Source organism: Paenibacillus rhizoplanae, from assembly GCF_042684125.1.
Classification (GTDB): Bacteria; Bacillota; Bacilli; order Paenibacillales; family Paenibacillaceae; genus Paenibacillus_AQ; species Paenibacillus_AQ rhizoplanae.
This window is the reverse complement of record NZ_JBHUKY010000010.1, coordinates 67,735-90,453: the sequence shown is the minus strand read 5'-3', so window position 1 is coordinate 90,453 and position 22,719 is coordinate 67,735. Positions and strand designations below refer to the sequence as shown.

Here is a 22,719-nt window from a genome sequence, read left to right as displayed (position 1 = left end):
GGGCGGACAGCGGGAATCAGCCGCGGTTCGCCCTTTCCCATGGGCGCAAGCCAAGAAGAAAGGAACATTACCTATGAACCGCAGCACATCTGAACAGTTATACGAGGAAGCTCTCCAGCATATTGTGGGAGGTGTGAACAGCCCCTCCCGCTCCTTCAAGGCCGTGGGCGGAGGCGCCCCTGTCTTCATGAAACGCGCCGGAGGCTCACGCTTTTGGGATGAGGACGGCAATGAATATATTGATTATCTGGCCGCCTATGGCCCGATCATTACCGGACATGCCCACCCGCATATCACTGCCGCCATTACAGAGGCCGCACAGAACGGATTGCTCTATGGAACGCCAACCCGGCTTGAGATCAAGCTCGCCAAGATGCTGAAGGAAGCCATTCCCTCGATGGACAAGGTGCGCTTCGTCAACTCCGGTACAGAAGCTGTTATGACGACCATCCGCGTCGCCCGTGCCTACACGAAGCGCAGCAAAATCATCAAATTCGCAGGCTGTTATCACGGTCACTCTGACCTTGTGCTCGTAGCCGCAGGTTCAGGTCCATCAACGCTGGGTATCCCGGACAGCGCAGGCGTTCCGGCCAGCATTGCCCAGGAGGTCATTACCGTTCCCTTCAATGATCTGGACGCCCTGCGTAAAGCGCTGGAGAAATGGGGCCAGGATGTGGCTGCCGTTATGGTTGAGCCGATTGTCGGCAACTTCGGTATGGTGATGCCGCACCCCGGCTTCCTGCAAGGCCTGTGTAAGCTGACGCATGAGAACGGCTCCCTGGTTATCTATGATGAAGTAATCACCGCCTTCCGTTTCCACTATGGCTCCACACAGACCTATGCCGGTCTTGCCGGGCATGAGGAGATTATTCCCGATCTTACGGCCCTGGGCAAAATCATCGGCGGCGGGCTGCCCATCGGTGCTTACGGCGGCCGCAAGCATGTCATGGAGCAGGTCGCTCCGCTCGGTCCTGCGTATCAGGCCGGCACGATGGCCGGTAACCCCGCTTCGATCTCGGCAGGGATTGCCTGCCTGGAGGTGCTTAGCGCGGAAGGCGTCTATGACGAGATGGAGCGGCTGGCCATCCGCCTGACCGAAGGACTTCAGGCATCCGCTGACCGTCACGGCATTCCGCTCACCATCAACCGGATTCGCGGCGCATTCTCCACGCATTTCTGCAGCCATCCTATTACGAATTATGAAGAGGCGCAGGATACCGACAGTGAAATGTTCGCCAGCTTCTTCCGGCACATGCTGAGCCGGGGCATCAACCTGGCCCCGTCCAAATATGAGGCGTGGTTCCTGACCACAGCTCACACGGACGCCGACATCGACCTCACCCTGGAGGCGGCAGAAGCTTCGTTCGCGGCTATGGCTGCGGAGAAGTAATATCTTTTGATCGTATAGAATGCCCCCCTGCTTTAAGCGGCAGGGGGGCATTTTTGATTATTGCAAAAATTTCAATTTACTTTGGGTTCTTCCGTCCTCGAATTAAACGCATGGATTGTGGTTTCCACATCGGTTTAATCACGCTCTTATATCACTGGTAATTTTCTCGTTTATATCATTTAATTCAATAAAATGTTAAAATAATCAAGTGATTAATTCCAATATGAAAGGGTGTCTGCTCTTGAAGAGCAAAAAAGATCGGGTTTCTTTACTTACCATACTTTTGGCACTTTTACTTATCAATCTATTTGGTGATTCTTTAAATTCGTTGATTTGGATGCATTTTACGTTATTTATGAACTGCATCTTGGTTCAAGCTGTTTTTCTTCAATTATCGAAGATATTGAACTCAAAAACAAATCGTGTCCTGCGTTTTGTACTGACCCTTTTAGCGTTATTGACTGGTCTAAGTACATTTGTTGTTATACTCTATTCCCCCATGGGATCATTCAATCGAGTTTTCTTTTTTATTTTACAGCTTGTCATCACCTATGCTGAAGCAATCCAGCTTAAAGATGAATATAAGACACAAGCATAAAAGAAAAACAAGTTGATTGAAATAGCTTCTTTAGAATAAAAAAAGCCCACTGCAAAAAGGGAGTCAGAGAAAATAGACTACTCCCAAGCCTACATACTCTGTTATTGCCTTTCACTATTTTATTTCCTTCTAAAAGCAACTCCGTGGATCTCACCAGCGTCGTCCCCCTCGGAAGGCGATAGCCATCCTTTTTTTGCTTCCGTTATTCTTTGAAACGAAACAGCGGCAGTCTAAGACTTAATCAATAAAGTCTAAGACTGCCGCCGATTATTGCTGTGAAGAAAAGGTCATCGAACAGTTTGCACTGGATGAGTCCGCGAAGAAGTTACTTAAGTAATAACCTGTTGGCCATCTCCATGGTATACTTATTCACAAAAAGTAGATCTGCTTGTCCAAAGTGACCTACTTGAGATGGGGTCTCGTCTAATCCCCCACCCCTCAGATGGAAATCCTCACCGCTCCCCACTCTTCCGCCTCCCATACACAAACAACGCCGCCACCACAAGCGGTGTCACCAACCTTACGGTGAGCGGCATGCTCCCGCCCGTGAAGGCGACCACCACATAGCTTATTACGATCGCTGCTTCGGACATCAGGTGCTTGTGAAAGGTTCCTTGTCTCATCCTGTAGATGAACACCAGGGCGATGACGAAGGCCAATCCTGTGTAGAGAAGGGTCAACGGTAATCCCTCAATATTCATATCCGCCGCTACTTGCCCTTCTGCTCATAGAGGCTGCGGATCTCCACATCCTGCGGAAGCTTGAACGGGTTCTGCGGATTGATCCGGTCATAGAACATCATTCCGTCCAGATGATCCATCTCATGCTGGATGATGATGGCCTGATAGCCCTTGAATTTCTGGGTAATCACCTCGCCGTTCAGATCAAAGCCCCTGACCTTCACAGACTCATAACGCGGTACGAAGCCGTGCACCGGCCGGTCAACAGACAGGCAGCCTTCGCTCTCCGGCAGATAGACCATTGCCATCGAATGGCTGATAATCTTGGGATTCACCCAGGTATATTCCACATTCTTGCCATTATCGTCCTTCAAATACATGACAAACATCCGCTTCGATAGTCCGATCTGATTGGCGGATAAGCCCACTCCTGAACGCAGCTTGTACTTGGCAGACATCTCGGCATCCTGACTATTTTTCAGGAACTGCATCATGCTCTTCAGCGCACCGCGGTCCTCCTCCTGCAGCGGCAAATGTACGGGTTCCGTTACCGCACGCAGTACAGGGTCGCCTTCCCGTACGATATCATCCATCAAGATGATATACTCAGCATTAAATTTTGTACTAGACAACTGGATTCATCCACCTTTTCCGTTACGGGTCTGATTTGATACTGCACATGGTTAAATTATGCGTGATTATGGGTTAATGAAGGCTGTACGCAGCTTACTGCTGTAATTCACATCGAAACCAAGACCGGTAGCGAGGGCGGCGAGCGGAAGATAGGTTTTATCCTCTTTGCCAACCTTTTGCAGAAATGCCGGGGTATCGATCGCCACATCCGCACCGTTAACCTTCATAGTTTTCGAGCCGATCGTAATAACTACCGTTCTTCCGCCGTAAATTACGGTCGCGCTGGAGGTTTTGTTATCCCATTTGCCTGTTGCCGAGGCCGCATTCAGAATATCCTTCAGCGCCAGAAAATTCTGCCCGTTCTTCAGAATCGGCTTATTAGGCGTATTCAGTTCCTTCCCCTTCACCACGATGGACATTGGCGCCGTCTCTGAAGCCATCGCCGTTACTGCCGGCATACGGTATTCCCCCCATTGCAGTTCAGCGAATACAGTGGCAATCCGTTCATATCCAAGCTGCGTAGGATGGAAGTCTGCCGCCCCGGCCCCGATGATATGGGTAAGCGATCCCTCTACCCCGGCGAACTTTGCGGCTACATGAGCCACCTTCAGAGGAGCACCTGCCTGGTTCAGGGTAGCCGCGATATTCTCCGCCGCGATGGTGAACTGTGCAGCCGCATTCATCAGCTTGTCATACGAAGCCCCCAGGGCGATTCGCGGAGCAGGCTGATACTGGTCGGCCAGCAGAATGGTTGCCTGCGGATTCACTTCCCGGATATTCTTCAGCAGCGCTGTTACATTCATGTTGTATTCCGTCAGACGCTCCTCAAGCTGGGATGCGAAATCAGCATCGGTCAGCGTCTTGTAATTCAAGAACAGGCTGCTGACATCATTGCCGCCGATGGTAATGGTAATCAGATCCGCCGCAGCGAGCTCCGTTCTAATCTGCGGGGCCAGAGCAGCAAACTGTCCGATACGCGGATCAGACAGCCCCGGCTGAATAGCCTCCGGCGTAATGGCCGCATTGTCCTTAATAGCTCCCGTATATTGAAGCAGTCCCGCTGACCTAAGGCCCAAGACGCCGTAATTCTTAAGCTCACTTCTGCCGTGATACCAGCCTTGCTCCAGTAATCTCTCAGCATATCCGTACGGCTTCACGCTGGGATCAGTCATCCCTGGCTCATACCCGGCAGTAATGGAATCTCCAAGTGCCACGATGCGAAAGACATCCTGCTCTGTTCCTTGCGCCACGGCTGCTGCTGCGGCATCCGCTGGACCTGCATGCACATTGATTAATACGGTGAACAACAGCAGTCCGCTAGCAGAAGCTGATATTAACCTTCTCCATGTCTTCAGCATCGTATTCCTCCTAAATTAATATAATTCTATTCTAACATCCCGCCCAGCACCTGTGGAACAGCTTTGCCGTCTTTTTATAAATATAAGAATTATATGTTTCACGCTATAAATGATCCTTCTATTTCTCGCTGAAACGGTAGCGTCCTTAAAAGGACGGCAATGCCGTTTCCACTTGAGTCGATAGCGCTTCAGCGGCTTATCTTTGCACAAAAAGAGCGGTCTCCCGATGATTCGGAAAACCGCTCCTGTGGATAACAGCAGCTTATTGCTCTCCGCTGCCGGATTCTGAAGATTTCTTCTGGCCGCCAGTGCTTGGCGGACCGCTTGCCTGGCTTGAGCGCTTCACATATTTATCAAACCGGTCATCCAGCTCATAGGCGATTTTGCGGTAACGAAGCGTCTCTTCGACTATAGGATCGAGCGTAGTCTGTATGCGAATCTCATACTTGGGCGAAATCTGACGGCTCTCCTTGGCCTGCCGGTCCGCCTGCTCCATCTCGCCGTCCTCCAGAAGCTCGCTTAGCCTACGCTCCAGATCATCATTCTCATTCATAACGATGTAAGCCCTCCTACTGCTTCTTGAAGCCTGTGGCATCTGCGGCCTGCAAGGAAGTTACCAGATAATCATGGATTCGTCCATTGCTTGCGACTACATGGCGTGTACTAATATCGTAGGGATCGCCCTGCGTATCCGTGACCTTACCGCCGGATTCCAACACCAGCAGTACTCCGGCCGCGCAGTCCCAGGGACTTAGCCCAACCTCCCAATACCCATCCACTCGTCCGGCAGCAACATAAGCCAGATGCAGCGCTGCCGAGCCGCCGGCACGAATGCCGCGAACCTGTGGCAGAATCTGCTGCAGCCCGGCCATATTCGCCGGCTGAGCCACCACACGGTCCGGCGGGAAGCCCATGGCAATCAGGCTGTTGCCCGGCAGTGTCTCCGCTGATACCTTCGTAGGAATCCCGTGCATGTATGCGCCTTTTCCCTTCTCGGCTACGAACATCTCGTCCCGGGTCGGATCATAGATCACGCCTACCGTAAGCTCTCCCTTGACCACCAGAGCAATCGACACGCAATAGAACGGGAAGCCGTGCACGAAATTGGTTGTGCCGTCTATTGGATCGACAATCCACAGATAATCATGTTCCCGCGCTTCATCTAAGGCGGCCGTCAGTGCATCCGCACCGGGCAGAACACCCTCCTCGCCAAGGATGGCATGGTCGGGATAATGGGTCAGGATCAGCCGGCGGATCATTTGCTCCACACCTTTATCGACCTCCGTGACCAGATCCTGGGCCGATGTCTTGCTGCCCAGCTCCTTCACCTGGCCTTGTCTGCTCTTGATCCATTCCCCCGCTTTGGCCGCAGCATTGATGGCTGCCGCCGTATGTCCCTTGCTTGTAACTACATAGGGCTCCCGTTCATTTCGGTTATCAGGACTTACAGGACTCATCTCTTCACTCCGCTTTCTTTGAGCATGATTGTTCTCCCTAGGAACGCTGTTTCCGCAGGATACCCATTTCACTGCCTTAGAACATGACTGCTCAACTTTCTTCCAACGTAACTCATTTCAGCCGACTTATCAAGTCATGACTGACGCCGTTACAAGGCCTAACCGGCATGTTTTTTGCCAGTTATGGTTCTATATTCACGCTGGCTCCGTTTAGTACCATAATTCCATTCCCGCCCTCTGCCAGTCCCTTCATCTCCTCCATCAGACCAAACAAGGCGCCATCCTTGAGCTTCGCCTCAATCATCACATCTACAGCCGGAGTATCCGCAGCAATCCGTTTCAGAAAAGCGACCAGCGGTGCCGGCTCCACGCCATCGGCATGGCTGCGCGGATCAGACGGGCTGCGCGGGCTGGACACATGAATCTTCGGCGGCAGCTGCCCGCCGGGCAGCACATCCTTCAGCGCCAGGGGGCTTGTCCATGTCTTCCGGATCTCCGGCCACAGCTCCCACGGAAGCTCGCCCTCATTGTTGACCCATTGGTGATGGATATCCAGCACCATCGGCAGCTCCATCCTGCGGCAGACCTCCAGCGTCTCTACCGCGTTGAACGTCTTGTCGTCGTTCTCCAGTGTCATTCGCTCTCTAAGCGCAAGCGGCAGTGCGGAGCATTGCTCACAGAAGCGCTGCGCAGACAGAGGCTTGTCCCCGTAAGCACCGCCAATATGGATATTGCTCTTAGCCGTCGCCGGCAGACCCATCGCTTCGAGCATGTCCGTATGATGCTGCAGATCGCGGATGGAGCTTACAAGCACCTCCGGCCGCGGTGTGCTCAGCACCGTGAAGTGATCCGGGTGGAAGCTGACGCGCAGCCCGTGCTTCTTCACATAGCTGCCCACCTCTGCGAATTCCTCCGCAAGAGCAGCGAGCGGATTCCAGTCTGCGAGATCAGGATGGGTTGCCAGCGGAACAAGCTTGGAAGTAAGCCTGTAGACCTTAATATCCGAGCCGACATTATGCTTCAGCAGACGGAGCGTATTATGCAGATTCATCCGGGCGATGGATTCCAGCTTGCGAAGGCCCGCTTCCCGGTCGCCCAGCTTGTTGAAGGTTGCCATAGTCATCGTTTTGGAGGGAGAGCAGTCCGGGATCACCGTAGACATGGCGACATAGCCGAAGCGGACAATCATCCCTCTTCCCCGAAGAACATCTCGTAGGCAAGAGCCGTCTGTACACGTGACTCTTCCTCATTCAGCTTACGGACCAGATCCATTTCCACCGCCGTAACTTCGTTGCCCTGAAAATTAATTTCTGCAATCGACGCGGAAATTTTGACAATCGCCACCGCAACATTCTGCGGATTATAGGCGATGACCTTCTGACCGGTCGGATAGACACGGAAGCCCTGCTTCACCATCTTGGTACGTCCGTACTCCAGCAGTTCGTACAGCTCCTGCTCATTCTTGAACTTGCACACCGAATTGAATTCTGATTGAAACCCCATGCTTCTCTCTCCTTCCCGGCCGGAATGCTCCCGCCGATCACCGTGGTTTATTCATTATCGTACTTCAGGCCCTGTCTGAACCGGTAACGCTCCAGCGCCAGCCCGATCATACGGTCCAGCAGCGCTTTATAGGACACACCGGTCTCACGCCACAGCAGCGGATACATGCTGAACGGGGTGAAGCCAGGCATGGTATTCACTTCATTAATAAGAATCTTGCCGTCAGACTTCCGCAGGAAGAAGTCGGCCCGGGTAATTCCGCTGCCCTCAATAGCCTTGAAGGCCAGTATAGCCGACTCGCGCAGACGGTCCGCTACCTCGGGATCGACAGGTGCCGGAATCAGCATCTGTGATTTACCGTCCGTGTACTTGGCCGCATAATCATAATATTCACCAGAAGAGACGATTTCACCCGGAACCGAAGCCTCCGGCTCCTCATTGCCGAGTACGGCCACCTCCACTTCGCGCGCATCCACGAATTCCTCAATGATCACCTTCGTGTCATAGCGGAAGGCATAATCCACAGCCTTGATCAGACTTTCCTTATCGTTGGCCTTGGAGATTCCTACGCTGGAGCCCAGATTAGCAGGCTTGACGAAAACCGGATATCCCAGCTTATCCTCTAGATCTACAATCAGCTCGTGCTTGCGTTGTCTCCAGTTCGCGGCATTGAAATAGCAATAGTCACATTGCTCCAGCCCCGCCTCACCGAACAGCTTCTTCATGACCACCTTATCCATGCCCGCCGATGAAGCCAGCACGCCTGCGCCGATGTACGGGATATTCGCCATCTCGAACAGCCCCTGAATGGTGCCGTCCTCGCCGTTCGTGCCATGCAGCAGCGGGAACATGACGTCTATTACCTGCTCGCCTCCGCTGAGCCCGCTGAATAAGGCATTCAGGGCCGTGCCCATATCTCCGGCCACCCCGGAGAGCTTAAGCTGCTCTATCGCGGGGAAGGGAGCCTCCAGCACTGCACCTACCTTCCATCCCCCCTGCTTGGAGATATAGAACGGAATAATCTCATATTTATCGTAGTCAAAAGCGTTCATAACCGCATAAGCCGTCTGCAGCGATACCTCATGCTCTCCGGATTTGCCGCCGTACACCAGTCCTACGGTAGTCTTAGCGTTCCCCATGCCCTAACCTCTTTCTGATCTATAAATAGTCATTAATATGAAAAAAACGATAAGCCGTCCGGTCCGTCCAGGCGTAGGAATCCTTGTAATCCCAGAAGCGGTGACGGCTGCTAACCGTCCGCGCATTCACCAGCGGCAGCCCGCCCGCATCAAAAGCGGTAACGATCGTGCTGTGCTGGTAATGTCCGTTGCCGTCCCAGTCATACTGAATAATGTCGCCCAGCTCAAGCTGCTCCGGCCGCTCGACAATCTCCGCACGCAGCCCGCTGCCGCGGCTCCCGCTCAGATAACGCTTCAGGCTGTCCGAGACCGCCCAGCTGAAGCTCCACCATTCCTGGGCCCCGTTATAACCTTTGTACCACCAGCCCGTTTCTCTTTTACCAGTATAGTTGATAGGCGCTCCCCCTGCAAAGAGACATTGGGAGACATAATTGGTGCAGTCCACCTCGAAAATCTCGAACTCCGGATTCCCTTCCTTCCACCAGAGGTCGGCATAGGCTGCGGCTTCCTCCCGGCGGTAGCGCACCTCTCTTGCACCGCTTGCGCCCTTCAGGACACGGCGGTTCAGCAGCGGCTGGGACGGACGCGGATCGGGCAGAGCCTCCCCCCACTCCGAGAGACGCAGAGCCGGATCTTTCTCCACCACCTTGTGCACTCCACTCCGTTCAGGCACACGGCGTTCCACGTTCACAATCTCCCAGCCGCCCTTTTCACGTACAAAGGTCAGGCGCTCCGACTCCACCACATCCTCGCGGTGCGTCATCCCGCCCTTCTCATAATAGAAGGCGCTGTGCAGCGCCACATCGGCGACCACCTCGGCAGGATTCTGCTTTACGGTCCGCAGCGTCCGCACCCCCGTCTCCCCGCGCAGCGGAGTAATGCCCCGCCGGCTGTACCACTGGGCGATCCGGCGGGAACGCGCCCGCTGTTCGTCCAGGAACCGCGGGTCCCTGATCGAGGTATGGCGCGGCTCGGCGCCAGGTGCAACCCGCCCCTTATTCAGCTGGTCCACATAGACATAGAGACTTTTCTTCCACTGCTGCTCCATTCATACTCCGCCCTTTCGTTTAAAGATAAGAATGTATATGATGTAAGCTATGAATATTCCTTCAAGGATTACCGCCGTAATGGCCGCTGTCCTATGTATATGAAGGATTGCTTGCACCTATACGGAAGCGGGAGTGATTTAACTGCAAGGAAGTCCGGGACCAGGGGGGTCAATGCATCACTGGAAACCCTGAATATACCTGACAATAGCAGAGCAAAAAAAACTTTACTCCCCCTATTGTAAACGTTATACTTAAAGTATAGGAATTATGAAATGTAGTTTCACCAGATGAAACGAGGAGGCGCATATATGCCAAGCAAGGACCATTTTTCATTGGCCAAGAACCTGAACTCAGGTGGCAAAACTTATCGCTACTATCATTTGAACGCTCTGGAAGAGCAAGGCGCAGGCGATATTTCCTCCCTGCCATTCTCTATTAAGGTATTACTCGAAGCAGCTGTCCGCCAATATGACGGACGGGCGATTACTGAAGAACATGTCAAGCAGCTGGCCAACTGGTCGGGCGGCATTGACCGCAATAAGGAAATCCCGTTCATTCCGGCCCGCATCGTCCTGCAGGATTTTACCGGCGTGCCTGTAGTTGTCGATCTCGCAGCTATGCGCGATACCGTCAAGAAGGCGGGTGGCGACCCCAAGAAGATTAATCCGCTTGTACCGGTTGACCTTGTTATTGACCATTCGGTTATGGTTGATGCGTTCGGAACAGCCGATGCACTGGAATATAATATGAATGTTGAATTCGAGCGTAATGAGGAACGTTACCGCTTCCTGCGCTGGGCTCAGACCGCCTTCAATAACTTCCGCGCGGTTCCGCCGGCAACAGGGATTGTGCATCAGGTGAACCTGGAGTATCTGGCCTCTGTAGCCACCACTAAGGTTATCGACGGAGAAACGGTAGTTTATCCGGATTCCCTGGTCGGCACGGACTCTCATACTACAATGATCAACGGTCTTGGAGTAGTAGGCTGGGGCGTTGGCGGAATAGAGGCTGAGGCAGGCATGCTCGGACAGCCGCTCTATTTCGTTACCCCGGATGTCGTTGGCTTCAAGCTGACCGGCAGTCTGATGGAAGGCGCTACGGCTACCGACCTGGCCCTCACCGTTACCCAAATGCTGCGCAAAAAAGGCGTAGTCGGCAAATTCGTCGAATTCTACGGTCCGGGTCTGGCTAACATCAGTCTGGCAGACCGTGCGACAGTAGCCAACATGGCTCCTGAATATGGCGCTACGATCGGATTCTTCCCTGTAGATGAGGAGACACTGGCCTATCTGCGCAGCACCGGACGTCCGGATGAGCTGGTAGAGCTGGTAGGGGATTATTATAAGGCGCAGGGGATGTTCCGCACCGCAGAGACACCGGACCCTGCATTCAGCGATATCATTGAGCTGGATCTGGCTTCTGTGGTTCCCAGCCTGGCAGGACCGAAGCGTCCGCAGGACCGGGTAGAGCTTACCCATATGAAGGAGAATTTCGAAGGTATTATCCGTACACCTGTTGATAAGGGCGGCTATGGCCTCAGCGATGAGAAGATTGCCCAAGAGGTTGAGATACAGCACAAGAACGGAAGCTCCAGCAAGCTCAGCACAGGAGCCGTTGTCATTGCAGCCATCACGAGCTGTACGAACACCTCCAACCCGAGCGTTATGCTGGGAGCGGGATTGCTAGCCAAGAAGGCCGTAGAACGCGGTCTGACCAAACCCGGCTATGTCAAAAGCAGCCTGACGCCCGGATCGCTGGTCGTTACGGAATATCTGCAGAAGGCAGATCTGCTGAAGCCGCTGGAAGCGCTCGGCTTCTACCTGGCTGGCTACGGCTGCGCCACTTGTATCGGTAACTCCGGCCCGCTGCCGGATGAAGTCAGCGAAGCGATTACAGAACATGATATGACCGTTGCCGCTGTAATATCCGGGAACCGTAACTTCGAGGGCCGTGTGCATGCCCAGGTCAAAGCCAACTACTTGGCTTCACCGCCCCTGGTTGTCGCCTACGCCCTGGCCGGCACGGTGAATATTGACCTGAAGACCGAGCCGCTGGGCTATGACCCGCAGGGTGAGCCTGTCTTCCTGGCCGATATCTGGCCGACTACAGCCGAGATCCGCGAAGCCGTAGCGCTCTCGCTCAGTCCGGAAATGTTCCGCAGCAAATATGAGAATGTATTCACAGCCAATGAACGCTGGAATAACATTCCGGTACCGGAAGGCGAGCTGTATGAATGGGATAACAACTCCACTTACATTCAGAATCCGCCATTCTTCGAGCATCTGGCAGACGGTGTCTCTGACATTAAGGACATTAAAAATTCCCGTGTGCTTGCACTGCTTGCCGATTCCGTCACTACCGACCATATCTCACCGGCCGGGAATATCTCCACCTCCGGTCCAGCCGGAGAATATCTGCGGGGCCATGGCGTGGAACGCGCCGACTTCAACTCCTACGGCTCACGCCGCGGGAATCATGAGGTGATGATGCGCGGTACCTTCGCCAACATCCGTATCCGCAATGCAGTGGCGCCTGGAACAGAGGGCGGTGTAACCACCTTCCTGCCAAGCGACGAGGTCATGTCGATCTACGATGCCTCCATGCTGTACCAGGCCGCCGGACAGAATCTGATCGTCATCGCCGGTAAAGAATACGGCACAGGCAGCTCCCGTGACTGGGCCGCCAAGGGTACACTCCTGCTTGGAGTCAAAGCCGTCATCGCCGAGAGCTTCGAGCGGATTCACCGCAGTAATCTCGTCGGCATGGGCGTGCTGCCGCTGCAGTTCCAGGAAGGCCATGGCTGGAGCAGCATGGGGCTGACCGGACGCGAGACCTTCGACATTACCGGTCTTGACAACCATGTCCTTCCCGGACAGGAGCTGGCAGTCACTGCTACCCGTGAAGACGGCACCCAGTTCGACTTCCCGGTCATTGCCCGTCTCGATAGTACCGTAGACATCGACTACTACCGCAATGGCGGTATTCTGCAGACAGTCCTCCGCCAGATGCTGGCAGATGCTACAGCTTCGGAAGCGGCTCAACCGGTAGAATAAGTCGGCTTCATAAGATTAGATCATTATACAAGCTGCGCCGGTATCAGACTGAAATCTGATACCGGCGCAGCTTTTTGTCTTATTCAAGAAGGCCCTATTTGACTGACAGCAGGCTGGTCGTAATGAAATCCAGCTGCTTCTCCAGGGAGATCGGGTCATTGTACGTATCGGCAGCAGGATTCAACTGGAATACATTCCCTGCCTTGACTGCCGGAAGGCCTTTCCACAGCGGGTTGTCATAGACAATCTTCGGGTCTGTAGTATCCCCTGACCATGGGCAGGTGAAGATAATGTCTCCGGCAAAGTCCGGCAGCTTCTCCATGGAGATGGAAGCCCAGCCAGTTCCGCTGTCGATGGCCTCCTTCTGCGCTTCAGCGGGAGCCTTCAGCCCGAACTCCCCATACAGAATCTCACCGCCCCGGCCATAGTTATGCCCAAAGACATACAGCCCCTTGGCATATGGATTCAGGATAGATACCGTCTTATTACCAACAGCAGCCTGCACTTGCGGCTTCAGCTCAGCAATGCGGGCCTCCCACTGGGCGATCCAGGCCTTAGCTTCATCATTCTTGTTCACCAGCTTGCCGTAGTCGAGCATCTGATCCTTATAATTCTTGGCGCCATACTGGATCTGTACCACAGGCGCAATTTCCTTCAGCTTATCGATGCCTTCTGTGCCGGTATACACAATAATCAGGTCAGGGTTCAGGGACAGGATATTCTCCGGGGTGACATCATCACCAAGCCCTTCTGCACCTTCAAGCATGTCTGCAAGATACGGACTATCCTTGGCTCCTTGCATCACCCCTACCGGCTTCACGCCCAGCGCCAGAAGATATCCTGTATAAAAAGCTGTAGTATCCACGATTCTCTGCGGATTCTTAGGCACTTGAACCTCACCGGCGCCATCCTGGAAGGTAACCATCTCCGCTTCAGCGGAAGCTTCGCCAGCAGCCGGAGCAGCAGTGGGTGCTTCAGAAGCTGCAGGTGCAGGTGCATTCGCTGCCGTCCCGGAGCCAGAGCCGGAGTTACCCGATGAACCGCAGGCTGCCAGCAGGACAGCCATGACGAGAGTAAAGACAATCAGGACAAGACTTCGTTTAGAGTATCGCAAGATAATCCCCCTATGTATGTATGATATTGATAATCATTATCATCAGTAATATAACACAGAGTTTGCAGGCTGACAACACTCCCGGGAATTTTTTCACAACAAAATCAACCTAACGGGTTAAGGATGCTGGTGCCTCATCGCCTCTGGTGACATACATCCAGCCCCTATGCCTTTTGGCTGCACATTGTAGCCGGTTTCCGCATACCTTCTGAAGTGTTTCTTCCTTCCGGGCGGTGCTCCGCCTTATTGCCAATTCTGAGCGTTTTCTCTCACGGACCGCTTGTATGGATCGCATTGTTGCACATTTTGCAGGATTCTTCTAAAAATGTTACGGGCTGCGGTACATTGTTGCATCATTTGCAGGAACTCCGGTGCTTAGTGTAACTTAGCGCTGGATTTGTTGCATTTCATGCAGGATTTCAGCAGAGACCATTTCTATGGGGCAGTATTGCTGCAATTCTTGCAATATTACCCTAAAATGTTACGGGCTGCGGGGCTGAAGCAAGCAGCGAACGACCAGAAACGCAAAGGAGCGTTCCTCCAATAACGGAGAACCGCTCCTTTTTTACGAATATTTACTTTTGGGACAGCCCTTCTATGGCATACGCGGATAAATTATCGCGGCCTCAGGGGAGCCTTCAGGACATTTCGATACGCTCGGAATCAAATATTCTTTTGTAGACCAGCGCTATAATCTGTGAACGGTCCGTTACGTCCATTTTATTAAAAATGCGGCTTAGATGATTCTTAACAGTATGCTCGCTGATAAACAAGGCACCGGCAATCTCCTTATTCGTCTTGCCCAGAATAATCAGCTCCAGCACTTCCTCCTCGCGCGGCGAGATCCCCCACTCTTCCTTGGGCGTCTTCAGCGCTGTATTGTTCAGCAGCTTGCCTGCCGACACGCCTCTTCTGGCAGGCATCGCTTCCGAGCGGCTGCGCAAGAAGGATTGAAAGGTGCTGCGCGGCTCACTGTAAAGCTCTCCGACCACATGATCATCCAGATTGAAGCGGGAGGGGTCCAGCCACTCCAGATCTGTGTTCGCCAGCTGCTCCTTATCCGCGCCTTTGCCTGTATGATGAAGCACTAGCGTGAGCAGCTGGGCAGTGACAGAGACCGAAGGCTTATTGATCTGAAAATAGAACGAAGCAAACTGGTCCACCTGCTTCAGCAAAGAAAGCTCCTCCGGATAGAACCCGTACCCCTGCAGGAAGGCCAGACTGAACGGTGCCAGCAGACCGGCCGTTCTCATCTGCTCTGACTCCCGCTCCGGCAGTCCTGTATAACGGGCAAGCTCATACGCCATGGCAGAAGCCTCCGCCGACAGGCGGTGCAGCTCGGAATTACTGAGCCGGAGATAATGAAGCGTCTGCCCGGTGAAGACCCCTGCCTGCTTCATATGTCTGGCTTCCTTCTCGATCAGACGGATTGAAGTACTCGCCAGACTGGCGAGACAGCCGGTTAAGGACAGCCACTCCTCGGCTTCACTGCGGCGTCTGAAGCCCACAGACAGAATGCCCTTGAATACCTTCTCGGCAATCAGCGGACATTCGAGCAAAACCTGCCCCTCCGCCTCCCCGTTGATGATCGCAGAAGAGAGAAAGGCCTGCGAGGAGTACCGGGACTGGAGGTCCTGGACATAAGGCGTAATCTCCTCCGCCCTCCACCCCTTGGCGTAGTGGGTATCCCCCGGCTGCTCCTCGAAGAATACGAGCACCGATGACGGGAAGAACGGCATGCCCATAATCATATCCAGCAGTCCGGTGCCCAGCTCCTGAGTGGATGCGGCCTGCGGCAGCAGGCGGGCGGCCTCCTTCAAACGCAGAGTGGCCTCCCTGCGCAGGGCTTCACGCTGCACCAGTTGCTCTCCCCGTCCGGATAAGCCCAGGAGCGCAGTAACATTCTGCTCATACTGGGCATAGTCCTGTATCGGGCGGCTCTTCCCAAAGCCGACAGCGAGCAGTAATGCTCTCTTCCCGCTGTGAATTCTCACCGGATAACATGACAAATATTCCGGCTGCGTCATCCCGCGCTGGGTGAAGAATAACGATCTCGGATCTTGGGCAACGCCCTGCCAGTGCCGTGGCTCTCTGCCCAGAACGGCCTGTCCCAGAAAACCGTCTCCTTGCTGGAACCCGGCATTCATGAGGAGTCCCGCTTCTTTGCCGGCAGAATATTTCACCGTGAACTGGCCAGCCTCCTGCTCTTGGGCAAAGGCATACAGCTCTGCGTCAGATAACGTACCGGCCATCTGCTGCAGCACAACCTCTATCTTCAGGAACTCACTCTCCAGATTGGATAACAGCTGGGAAATCACAAGGCCCCGTCTCTGTTCCAGCGGCTTCACTGCGCACCCCGCCAGCAATTTGGAGAGCACATTCCCGAGCACACTCAATTTCCCCCTGATGCTGGCGATGCCTTCCCGGCTAAGCTCAGGCATGGCTGCCAGTACATCCTTCAACATCTCATAGTCGGGGTGATTCCGCATCTTGGCCTCGAACGCCTGCAGCATAAGCCCACGGGTGCCTTCCTCCATATATAAGCCGGACCATAAATAGTACGTCTGGCCATAGTCAGGGACCAGCGGACTGACCACATATTTCAGTCCGGGAACCCATTCCTCAAGTACAGCAGGATGTGACAAGGGACCTATTCTGAGCAATGCAGGCTCGAAGGGCCGCTCCATTCCCTGTAGGGATTTAAACATCTTCTGATAGAATATTCCGGAAAGCGTGGGGCGGGTAACTACATTCCCCGCCTGATCCGTAAGCACAATCGCCTGACCCGTAACAGAGCCGAACGTATCCTGGAGCTCTTGAATTTCTCCCATCAGTGAATCGGGTATAACTACTTTCATCCCATCACCTCATGCCCCTAGATTCCTATTATTTCTTCAAATTTAATTTAGCTAATCATGATTAATAATAGTTCATTTTAACTAGATATTCAATGAAAGACGAAGGCTAAATAGCCTGTATGTCCTAAAGTTTTCCTGCATGGATCTGCTGACGGAAGCCTCCAGCTCAGCCCATCATTAGGCCCATTTCAGCTGCGGCCTCGGCCAGAATAACAGCATATTCCTCCAGGGTCTCCCGCGACAGACGGCTGACCGGGCCAGACAGCGAGAGCGCCGCTACCACGCCCCCGGCCCGTCCGGCAATGGGCACGGCCACGGCTGCCGCGCCGGGCTCGCGTTCCTCGAAGCTGGTCGCATATCCGCAGCGGGTAATCTCCTTCAGCTGCTCAAGGTACTGACTGCGCTCTACGCTGTCCGGCCATGCGGGGTCGGCCAGCAGCCGCACCTGCACTTCCGGCGGTGCGTAAGCAGCCAGCACCTTGCTCGATGCGCCTACCGAGAGCGGCAGCCTTGCGCCGATCTGGGCTACCCGGCGGATGGCCTGCCGGCTCTGCACAGCCTGAATGCGCACACGCTCCAGATTGTCGCGCAGGTACAAGCTGACCGTCTCTCCCAGACGGTCGCGCAGCCGCTCCATGGCGGGCAGCAGAAGCACCGCCGGTTCGTTCAGCGTCGGGAGATGTGTGGACAGCTCCCAGATGCGGATACCCAGGCGGTATTTGTCAGTCCCCTCGTCCCGCTGCAGGAAGCCTTTCTCCTCCAGTGTGGTCAGCAAGCGGTGCACTGTGCTTTTATGCAGACTAATCTTTGCAGAAATCTCCGTCAGACTAAGGTCGTAATCATCATTATCCTGAGTGAAGCACAACAATATATCCAGCGCACGTTCTACGGCGCGTACAGTCAGTTTCCGGTCTTCCACCCCGATCTCCCCTTCACATGTTTCACCTATTGAAACCCGGTTACATAATTATTAAGATATCCCTATCTTAGTGCAAAAGCCTAAATAAAGTCCAGCAGATTCCACATCCATATTCCGCCGTCCGCAGTTTACAGTTACATTACAAAAGCGCTAATTCCATTGACTTTGTAAGGGCATAAATTTACGATTAAATATATGAATTATTCATGCTCTGAATCTTGATACTTTCAGGAGGGGACCTTATGAATCTGGCAACAAGTCATCCCGGCGCGCCGGTCTCCCGTATCCCTAATGAGGATAAGTCCGCTTCGTCATCCTTAATTCCACTGCGGATGATACGCGTTAAGCATATCGTCGTTGCTCTGCTGTTATCCGTATTCTTTTTCTTTGTATTCTGCTTCATTGCCCTGCATGCCTATATCGCCTGGGTGCTCTCGAATCCTACCGTAGCTCCCATCTATTCCAATCCTTATCAGGCCAAGGGGCTCGCCTACGAGGACATCACCTTCCCTGCCCAGGACGGCAGCCGTATGATGGACGGATGGTATATTCCTTCCAAAGGAGCTACCAAAACCATTGTCTTCAGCCACGGCTACGGCGCGAACCGCGAAGAGAGCTGGGTTCCCATGTACGATCTGGCCCATTACGCGCACAGCCTGAGATTCAATGTCGTCATGTTCGACTATGGCTTCGCCTCCAAGACTGACAGGGATATCGCTACCGGCGGCAAAAAGGAGTCCCAGCAGTTGCTCGGAGCCATTGAGTTCGCCAAGGAGAAGGGGGCAGACCAGATCGTGGTCTGGGGCTTCTCGATGGGTGCAGGCACCGCCCTGCAGGCAGGTCTAGTAACCAAAGATGTGGATGCGATGATTCTGGACAGCACCTTCCTGCTGGAGCCGGACACCTTGTACCATAACATCAAGCAGAACATTAATCTTCCCCGCCAGCCTTCGCTGGAGATTATGGAGATGCTTTTCCCGGTGCTGAACGGCACAGGACTGAATCAGATTCCTTATTCCAAGGTCAAATCGGAGGATTATCCGTTCCCGGTGCTGTTCATGCACGGCACCAAGGACGACAAGGCGCCTTATCCGATTGCCGAAGAACTGGCGGAGAACCAGAGTAATCCGTATTCCGATTCATGGATCGTAGAGGACAGCCATCATGAGCTGCTGTTCCGCGAGCACCCGCGTGAGTATCTGCGGCGGGTATCCGCTTTTCTCGGAAATGTGCAGCTGGCCCAGATCAGCGGGAGCCCCCGCAACCCCACCGCAAGCAAATAGTCTTATCATTACCTAAGGCATATGCAGATGTATCCTGTGATACATTCTGTGCATGCCTTTTTACTATGCGGGGCACAGGACCTCCAGTCCGCTGCAATTCCCCGCACAGGCCAGTCTCATAAGCTGTTCCTCTCCGGCATATAATGGACCGATGAAACTTTAGGACGGGAGGACTGCAAATCATGCCATATGTATTCGTTGCACCGCCGCCAGTACAGATTCTAGGGGAGATTGCCTTCTGGAAAAACCAGGAGAAGGAGCATGCCGAGGTCCTAATCCAGATCATCCCACGCCTGGAGGAGCCTTATGTAAAGCTGCTGGAGGACTGGGCGATTGTCTTCCTGGCTACAGAACAGACGGCGCAACAGTTGCTCGTCAATCCGCAGGTACCGGACGCAGGCGGTCCGGGGAGCCCATCTGCCGAAGCCGGTCTGTTGCTGCACACCGCCTGCGACCAGTCCACCGAATTCATTCGGCACCTGAAGGCCATGAAGGAGGCCAGCGCTGCCGTCAATGCCTTCCCCTTAGCGGGAACCACGCTGCTGCACTTCATCCGCGAGTCTGAATACTTCCTCGCTGTGCTGGCCGCTCTGACCCCTGCGGACTACGGGCCCGGGATACTGCGGATGAATCCACCGGAGCAGGCTGAAGCCGCTCCTTCGCCTGATTCGGCTGCAAGCGGAGACAATCTCCAGGGAACAGGAAGCTTCGCAGTTCCGTTATGGGAATCCCGCGAGGCAGGCTCGGTTCCCATCGGCGGGCATACGCTTCCCCCTCTGCCTTATGCCTATAATGCACTGGAGCCGTATATTGACGAGAAGACGATGATCATTCATCACGACAAGCATCACCAGAGCTATGTAGACGGACTGAACAAGGCGGAGAACAAGCTGGCGGAAGCACGCCTGAGTGGCGACTACGATCTGGTTAAGCATTGGGAGCGGGAGCTTGCGTTCAACGGGGCCGGCCATTATCTGCATACGATCTTCTGGAATGTCATGTCCCCGCAAGGAGGCGGCCGCCCCTCCGGTGCGCTGCTGGACGCCATAGAACGCAGCTTCGGAAGCTATGATGCCTTCAGAGCCCAGTTCAGTGAAGCTGCCAATAAAGTCGAGGGCGGCGGATGGGCTCTCTTGGTCTGGAGCCCGCGCAGCCGCAGACTGGAGATTCTGACGGCTGAGAAGCATCAGAATCTGTCCCAATGGGATGTCGTTCCGCTGCTGGCGCTCGATGTGTGGGAGCATGCCTATTACCTCAAGCATCAGAACAACCGCGCCGATTATATCCAAGACTGGTGGAGAGTCGTGAACTGGCCTTATGTCGCCGAACGCTACGGGGCCGCCCGTAAGCTGGTCTGGCAGCCTTTCTAAGGCTCTGCGGAGCATTGAGCCACACCCCTTCGCGCAAAAAAAGCCCGCCGCCACTGTCGAAGTGGCAGGCGGGCTTATCCGTTCCTAATCTTTGATCAAGGCCAGGAATTCGGCCCTTGCCGCTGCATCCTCACGGAAGGAGCCGCGGGTAGCCATCGTGACCGTCTTGCTGCCCGGCTTCTTCACGCCCCGGGCACACATGCACAGATGCTCCCCTTCGACTACAACCATGACACCGTGCGGATTCAGCACCTCGGTCATGATGTCGGCGATCTGGGCCGTGATGCGTTCCTGCACCTGTAACCTGCGGCTGACCGCTTCTACGAGCCGGGCCAGCTTGCTGAGTCCGGCAATGCGGCCGCTGGGAACATAGCCGATATGCACCTTGCCGAAGAATGGAGCCATGTGATGCTCGCATTGGCTATAGTAGACAATATCCTTTACAATGACCAGCTCTTCATGAGACTCGTCGAAGGTTACGCCCAGCGCTTCGCGCGGATCAATGGAATAACCGCCGAAGATCTCTTCATACATCCGCGTCACTCTGGCCGGTGTTTCGAGCAGGCCTTCGCGGCTGGTATCTTCACCGATTAATTCCAGAATCTTCTCTACATGATACTCAATCTGCTCCCGGTTTACAGAAACCTTCCCGTTCTTGTACTCCTTGATGCCCCCCATGAAAGCTCCCCCCTTCCGCACCTGCAGCTGACTCTTATCTATTTCATACGATCATCATTATTACTTCTTGCGGGACTGTCCTTTGGCCGCAGCAGGAGCACGCCCCGGCTGATTGCCATTCTTCATCATCTGCTGGGCACGCTGCATTTGCTTCCCGTTCAGGTTATACCCCATTTGCTTGGCAACCTTCTGCAGCATTTCAGGATCATTCTGCATCGTTGTCATCTGTCTGCGCAGATAATACACGCCGATGAAGAATCCGCCGATCAGCCCTACAACAAGCGTAATAATAGGCAATGCAATATTCATCTGTAATCCACCTTTGTACTCTATTGTCTGGCGATAACCCTGTTCAGGCACGCGAATCTATCATAGCATTTCAACAACTGGACAGCAATTGGCAATTCCCGCTGGCCTGCGGTTCATTTCCCGTCCGCTGCTCCCTGCTCGCGGAGCTTGTCTACAGCCTGCTCCAGCATGTCGCGCACCGTGCTGTCCTCTTCGCTCTCCAGCGCCTGCTCAACAGCCGCAAGCGCTGCTTCGCCGCCGATGCGGCTGAGCGCCCAGGCCGAGGTTCCGCGCATTTCCGGCCGGGGCTCCTTCAGCAGAAGCTCCGTCAGCTTCGGCACCGCCGAAGCCTCCTTGAAATTGCCCAGCGCAATGACCGCATTGCGCTGCATCGGCTTCTTGCCGCGCCATGCCGCTGAGCTGCTGCCGAACTTCTCTTTGAACTCCCGGTTGCTGAGGTCCAGAATCGGCATCAGCAGCGGCTTGACCACCTCAGGATCAGGCAGAAGCTGCGGGCGGTGGTTCCAGTTCTTGCCCCGGTTATGCGGACAGACAATCTGGCAGGTGTCGCAGCCGTACAGCCGGTTGCCGATCTTGGTCATATAGTGATCGCTCAGGAAGCCCTTCGTCTGGGTCAGAAAAGAGATGCAGGCCTGGGCATTGAGCTGTCCCGGACCGACCAGCGCGCCGGTAGGGCAGGCGTCGATGCATTTGGTGCAGTCGCCGCAGCCCTCCTGCACAGGCTGGTCGGGGGGCAGCGGGAGATTCGTCACCATCTCCCCCAGATAGATCCATGATCCCCACTTCGGAGAGATGATCGCGCAGTTCTTGGCGCTGAAGCCGATCCCCGCCCGCTCTGCTACAGCCCGGTCTACAAGCGCCCCCGTATCCACCATGCTCTCCAGCACGGCATCCGGGACACGCTCACGGATGAAGCTCTCCAGCCTCGCCAGCGCTTCACGGAGCACATGATGGTAATCCTGGCCCCAGGAGGCGCGGGCCAGAATACCTCTGCGCGCACCCGGCTCGGATTTGGGCGGGTCCTCCATTTTGGAGGGATAGGCCACTGCAATCGCAATGATAGAGAGCGGCTGCTCCCCGGACTGCAAAGACGGAACCGTCCGCTTGTCCAGATCCGGCTCCTCGAACCCGGATTCATATCCGTTGTCCCGATGCTCCTGGAGAATGTTCTTCAAATATAAAAACGGCTCCGCAGTGGTGAACCCGATATCATCAATACCGAGTGCAGGTGCGGCCGCCTTAATCTCAGCCTTAAGTTCCTCCCATTTGGAAGGAGGCGGAGCGTAACCTTTCTGGATGTTGAGGTGCATATCCGCCTCTCCTTTATA

General features: G+C 54.4%; 19 protein-coding genes and 1 pseudogene. 5 read left to right on the top strand and 15 right to left on the bottom strand.

Annotated elements, in window-relative coordinates:
* The first annotated feature begins 73 nt into the window (after positions 1-73).
* Positions 74-1,390 (top strand): glutamate-1-semialdehyde 2,1-aminomutase, encoded by a 1,317-nt coding sequence (locus ACFSX3_RS03605; RefSeq protein ID WP_209993742.1) that lies wholly within the window; start codon positions 74-76, stop codon positions 1,388-1,390.
* 241 nt (positions 1,391-1,631) lie between these two features.
* Positions 1,632-1,988, top strand: a complete 357-nt coding sequence (locus ACFSX3_RS03600) for a hypothetical protein (protein WP_209993741.1) — start codon at positions 1,632-1,634, stop codon at positions 1,986-1,988.
* Positions 1,989-2,440: 452 nt separating this feature from the next.
* On the opposite strand, the gene ACFSX3_RS03595 is transcribed toward ACFSX3_RS03600, so the two are convergent.
* The 9 genes from ACFSX3_RS03595 to ACFSX3_RS03555 form a co-directional block, all read right to left on the bottom strand.
* Positions 2,441-2,611: a hypothetical protein gene (locus tag ACFSX3_RS03595; RefSeq protein ID WP_379258068.1), complete on the bottom strand. Its 171-nt coding sequence runs from the start codon at positions 2,609-2,611 to the stop codon at positions 2,441-2,443.
* A gap of 86 nt (positions 2,612-2,697) precedes the next feature.
* Positions 2,698-3,261 (bottom strand): peptide deformylase, encoded by a 564-nt coding sequence (gene def / locus ACFSX3_RS03590; RefSeq protein ID WP_209993772.1) that lies wholly within the window; start codon positions 3,259-3,261, stop codon positions 2,698-2,700.
* Positions 3,262-3,366: 105 nt separating this feature from the next.
* Positions 3,367-4,659 carry a stalk domain-containing protein gene (locus tag ACFSX3_RS03585; protein WP_209993739.1) on the bottom strand — a complete coding sequence of 431 codons (1,293 nt, stop codon included), beginning with the start codon at positions 4,657-4,659 and terminating at the stop codon, positions 3,367-3,369.
* 262 nt (positions 4,660-4,921) lie between these two features.
* The gene (locus ACFSX3_RS03580) at positions 4,922-5,212 is read right to left on the bottom strand and encodes a hypothetical protein (RefSeq protein WP_209993738.1); all 291 of its coding nucleotides are present in this window, start codon (positions 5,210-5,212) and stop codon (positions 4,922-4,924) included.
* Positions 5,213-5,228: 16 nt separating this feature from the next.
* A complete protein-coding gene (locus ACFSX3_RS03575; protein WP_209993737.1) occupies positions 5,229-6,116 on the bottom strand; it encodes an inositol monophosphatase family protein in 888 nt (295 codons plus the stop codon).
* A 181-nt stretch (positions 6,117-6,297) separates the two neighbouring features.
* On the bottom strand, positions 6,298-7,305 hold the full coding sequence (gene uvsE / locus ACFSX3_RS03570; RefSeq protein WP_209993736.1) for a UV DNA damage repair endonuclease UvsE: 1,008 nt from the start codon (positions 7,303-7,305) through the stop codon (positions 6,298-6,300).
* A complete protein-coding gene (locus tag ACFSX3_RS03565; protein WP_036700056.1) occupies positions 7,302-7,619 on the bottom strand; it encodes a hypothetical protein in 318 nt (105 codons plus the stop codon). The genes uvsE and ACFSX3_RS03565 overlap by 4 nt, the downstream gene beginning before the upstream one ends.
* A gap of 47 nt (positions 7,620-7,666) precedes the next feature.
* On the bottom strand, positions 7,667-8,758 hold the full coding sequence (locus ACFSX3_RS03560) for a D-alanine--D-alanine ligase (protein ID WP_209993735.1): 1,092 nt from the start codon (positions 8,756-8,758) through the stop codon (positions 7,667-7,669).
* 19 nt (positions 8,759-8,777) lie between these two features.
* Entirely contained in the window at positions 8,778-9,806 is a 1,029-nt protein-coding gene (locus ACFSX3_RS03555) for an amidase domain-containing protein (RefSeq protein ID WP_209993734.1), read from the bottom strand.
* 309 nt (positions 9,807-10,115) lie between these two features.
* Here ACFSX3_RS03555 and acnA point away from each other — a divergent pair, with 309 nt between their 5' ends.
* Positions 10,116-12,860, top strand: a complete 2,745-nt coding sequence (gene acnA, locus ACFSX3_RS03550) for an aconitate hydratase AcnA (RefSeq protein WP_209993733.1) — start codon at positions 10,116-10,118, stop codon at positions 12,858-12,860.
* Between the two features lie 94 nt (positions 12,861-12,954).
* On the opposite strand, the gene ACFSX3_RS03545 is transcribed toward acnA, so the two are convergent.
* From ACFSX3_RS03545 to ACFSX3_RS03535, 3 genes are all read right to left on the bottom strand, one after another.
* Positions 12,955-13,974: an ABC transporter substrate-binding protein gene (locus ACFSX3_RS03545; protein WP_379258072.1), complete on the bottom strand. Its 1,020-nt coding sequence runs from the start codon at positions 13,972-13,974 to the stop codon at positions 12,955-12,957.
* A 638-nt stretch (positions 13,975-14,612) separates the two neighbouring features.
* The gene (locus tag ACFSX3_RS03540) at positions 14,613-16,832 is read right to left on the bottom strand and encodes a LuxR C-terminal-related transcriptional regulator (RefSeq protein ID WP_379258074.1); all 2,220 of its coding nucleotides are present in this window, start codon (positions 16,830-16,832) and stop codon (positions 14,613-14,615) included.
* A gap of 166 nt (positions 16,833-16,998) precedes the next feature.
* A complete protein-coding gene (locus ACFSX3_RS03535; RefSeq protein WP_209993732.1) occupies positions 16,999-17,751 on the bottom strand; it encodes an IclR family transcriptional regulator in 753 nt (250 codons plus the stop codon).
* 242 nt (positions 17,752-17,993) lie between these two features.
* Between ACFSX3_RS03535 and ACFSX3_RS03530 the strand changes: the two genes are divergently transcribed.
* Both ACFSX3_RS03530 and ACFSX3_RS03525 read left to right on the top strand, forming a co-directional pair.
* Positions 17,994-19,034: an alpha/beta hydrolase gene (locus ACFSX3_RS03530; RefSeq protein ID WP_209993731.1), complete on the top strand. Its 1,041-nt coding sequence runs from the start codon at positions 17,994-17,996 to the stop codon at positions 19,032-19,034.
* Positions 19,035-19,216: 182 nt separating this feature from the next.
* Entirely contained in the window at positions 19,217-20,404 is a 1,188-nt protein-coding gene (locus ACFSX3_RS03525) for a Fe-Mn family superoxide dismutase (protein ID WP_209993730.1), read from the top strand.
* An 84-nt stretch (positions 20,405-20,488) separates the two neighbouring features.
* On the opposite strand, the gene folE is transcribed toward ACFSX3_RS03525, so the two are convergent.
* From folE to queG, 3 genes and pseudogenes are all read right to left on the bottom strand, one after another.
* On the bottom strand, positions 20,489-21,082 hold the full coding sequence (gene folE / locus ACFSX3_RS03520; protein WP_209993729.1) for a GTP cyclohydrolase I FolE: 594 nt from the start codon (positions 21,080-21,082) through the stop codon (positions 20,489-20,491).
* 60 nt (positions 21,083-21,142) lie between these two features.
* A complete protein-coding gene (locus tag ACFSX3_RS03515) occupies positions 21,143-21,391 on the bottom strand; it encodes a YneF family protein (protein WP_209993728.1) in 249 nt (82 codons plus the stop codon).
* A gap of 122 nt (positions 21,392-21,513) precedes the next feature.
* Positions 21,514-22,701 (bottom strand): annotated as a pseudogene (gene queG / locus ACFSX3_RS03510) (tRNA epoxyqueuosine(34) reductase QueG); the annotation flags it as partial.
* Positions 22,702-22,719 lie beyond the last annotated feature (18 nt).

Excerpts from the sequence above, each read along its gene's own strand:
- ACFSX3_RS03605 (WP_209993742.1), top strand. The coding sequence starts at position 74 with ATGAACCGCAGCACATCTGAACAGTTATACGAGGAAGCTCTCCAGCAT.
- ACFSX3_RS03595 (WP_379258068.1), bottom strand. The coding sequence starts at position 2,611 with ATGAGACAAGGAACCTTTCACAAGCACCTGATGTCCGAAGCAGCGATC.
- def (WP_209993772.1), bottom strand. The coding sequence starts at position 3,261 with ATGGATGATATCGTACGGGAAGGCGACCCTGTACTGCGTGCGGTAACG.
- ACFSX3_RS03585 (WP_209993739.1), bottom strand. The coding sequence starts at position 4,659 with ATGCTGAAGACATGGAGAAGGTTAATATCAGCTTCTGCTAGCGGACTG.
- ACFSX3_RS03580 (WP_209993738.1), bottom strand. The coding sequence starts at position 5,212 with ATGAATGAGAATGATGATCTGGAGCGTAGGCTAAGCGAGCTTCTGGAG.
- ACFSX3_RS03575 (WP_209993737.1), bottom strand. The coding sequence starts at position 6,116 with ATGAGTCCTGTAAGTCCTGATAACCGAAATGAACGGGAGCCCTATGTA.
- uvsE (WP_209993736.1), bottom strand. The coding sequence starts at position 7,305 with ATGATTGTCCGCTTCGGCTATGTCGCCATGTCTACGGTGATCCCGGAC.
- ACFSX3_RS03565 (WP_036700056.1), bottom strand. The coding sequence starts at position 7,619 with ATGGGGTTTCAATCAGAATTCAATTCGGTGTGCAAGTTCAAGAATGAG.
- ACFSX3_RS03560 (WP_209993735.1), bottom strand. The coding sequence starts at position 8,758 with ATGGGGAACGCTAAGACTACCGTAGGACTGGTGTACGGCGGCAAATCC.
- ACFSX3_RS03555 (WP_209993734.1), bottom strand. The coding sequence starts at position 9,806 with ATGGAGCAGCAGTGGAAGAAAAGTCTCTATGTCTATGTGGACCAGCTG.
- acnA (WP_209993733.1), top strand. The coding sequence starts at position 10,116 with ATGCCAAGCAAGGACCATTTTTCATTGGCCAAGAACCTGAACTCAGGT.
- ACFSX3_RS03540 (WP_379258074.1), bottom strand. The coding sequence starts at position 16,832 with ATGAAAGTAGTTATACCCGATTCACTGATGGGAGAAATTCAAGAGCTC.
- ACFSX3_RS03530 (WP_209993731.1), top strand. The coding sequence starts at position 17,994 with ATGAATCTGGCAACAAGTCATCCCGGCGCGCCGGTCTCCCGTATCCCT.
- ACFSX3_RS03525 (WP_209993730.1), top strand. The coding sequence starts at position 19,217 with ATGCCATATGTATTCGTTGCACCGCCGCCAGTACAGATTCTAGGGGAG.
- folE (WP_209993729.1), bottom strand. The coding sequence starts at position 21,082 with ATGGGGGGCATCAAGGAGTACAAGAACGGGAAGGTTTCTGTAAACCGG.
- ACFSX3_RS03515 (WP_209993728.1), bottom strand. The coding sequence starts at position 21,391 with ATGAATATTGCATTGCCTATTATTACGCTTGTTGTAGGGCTGATCGGC.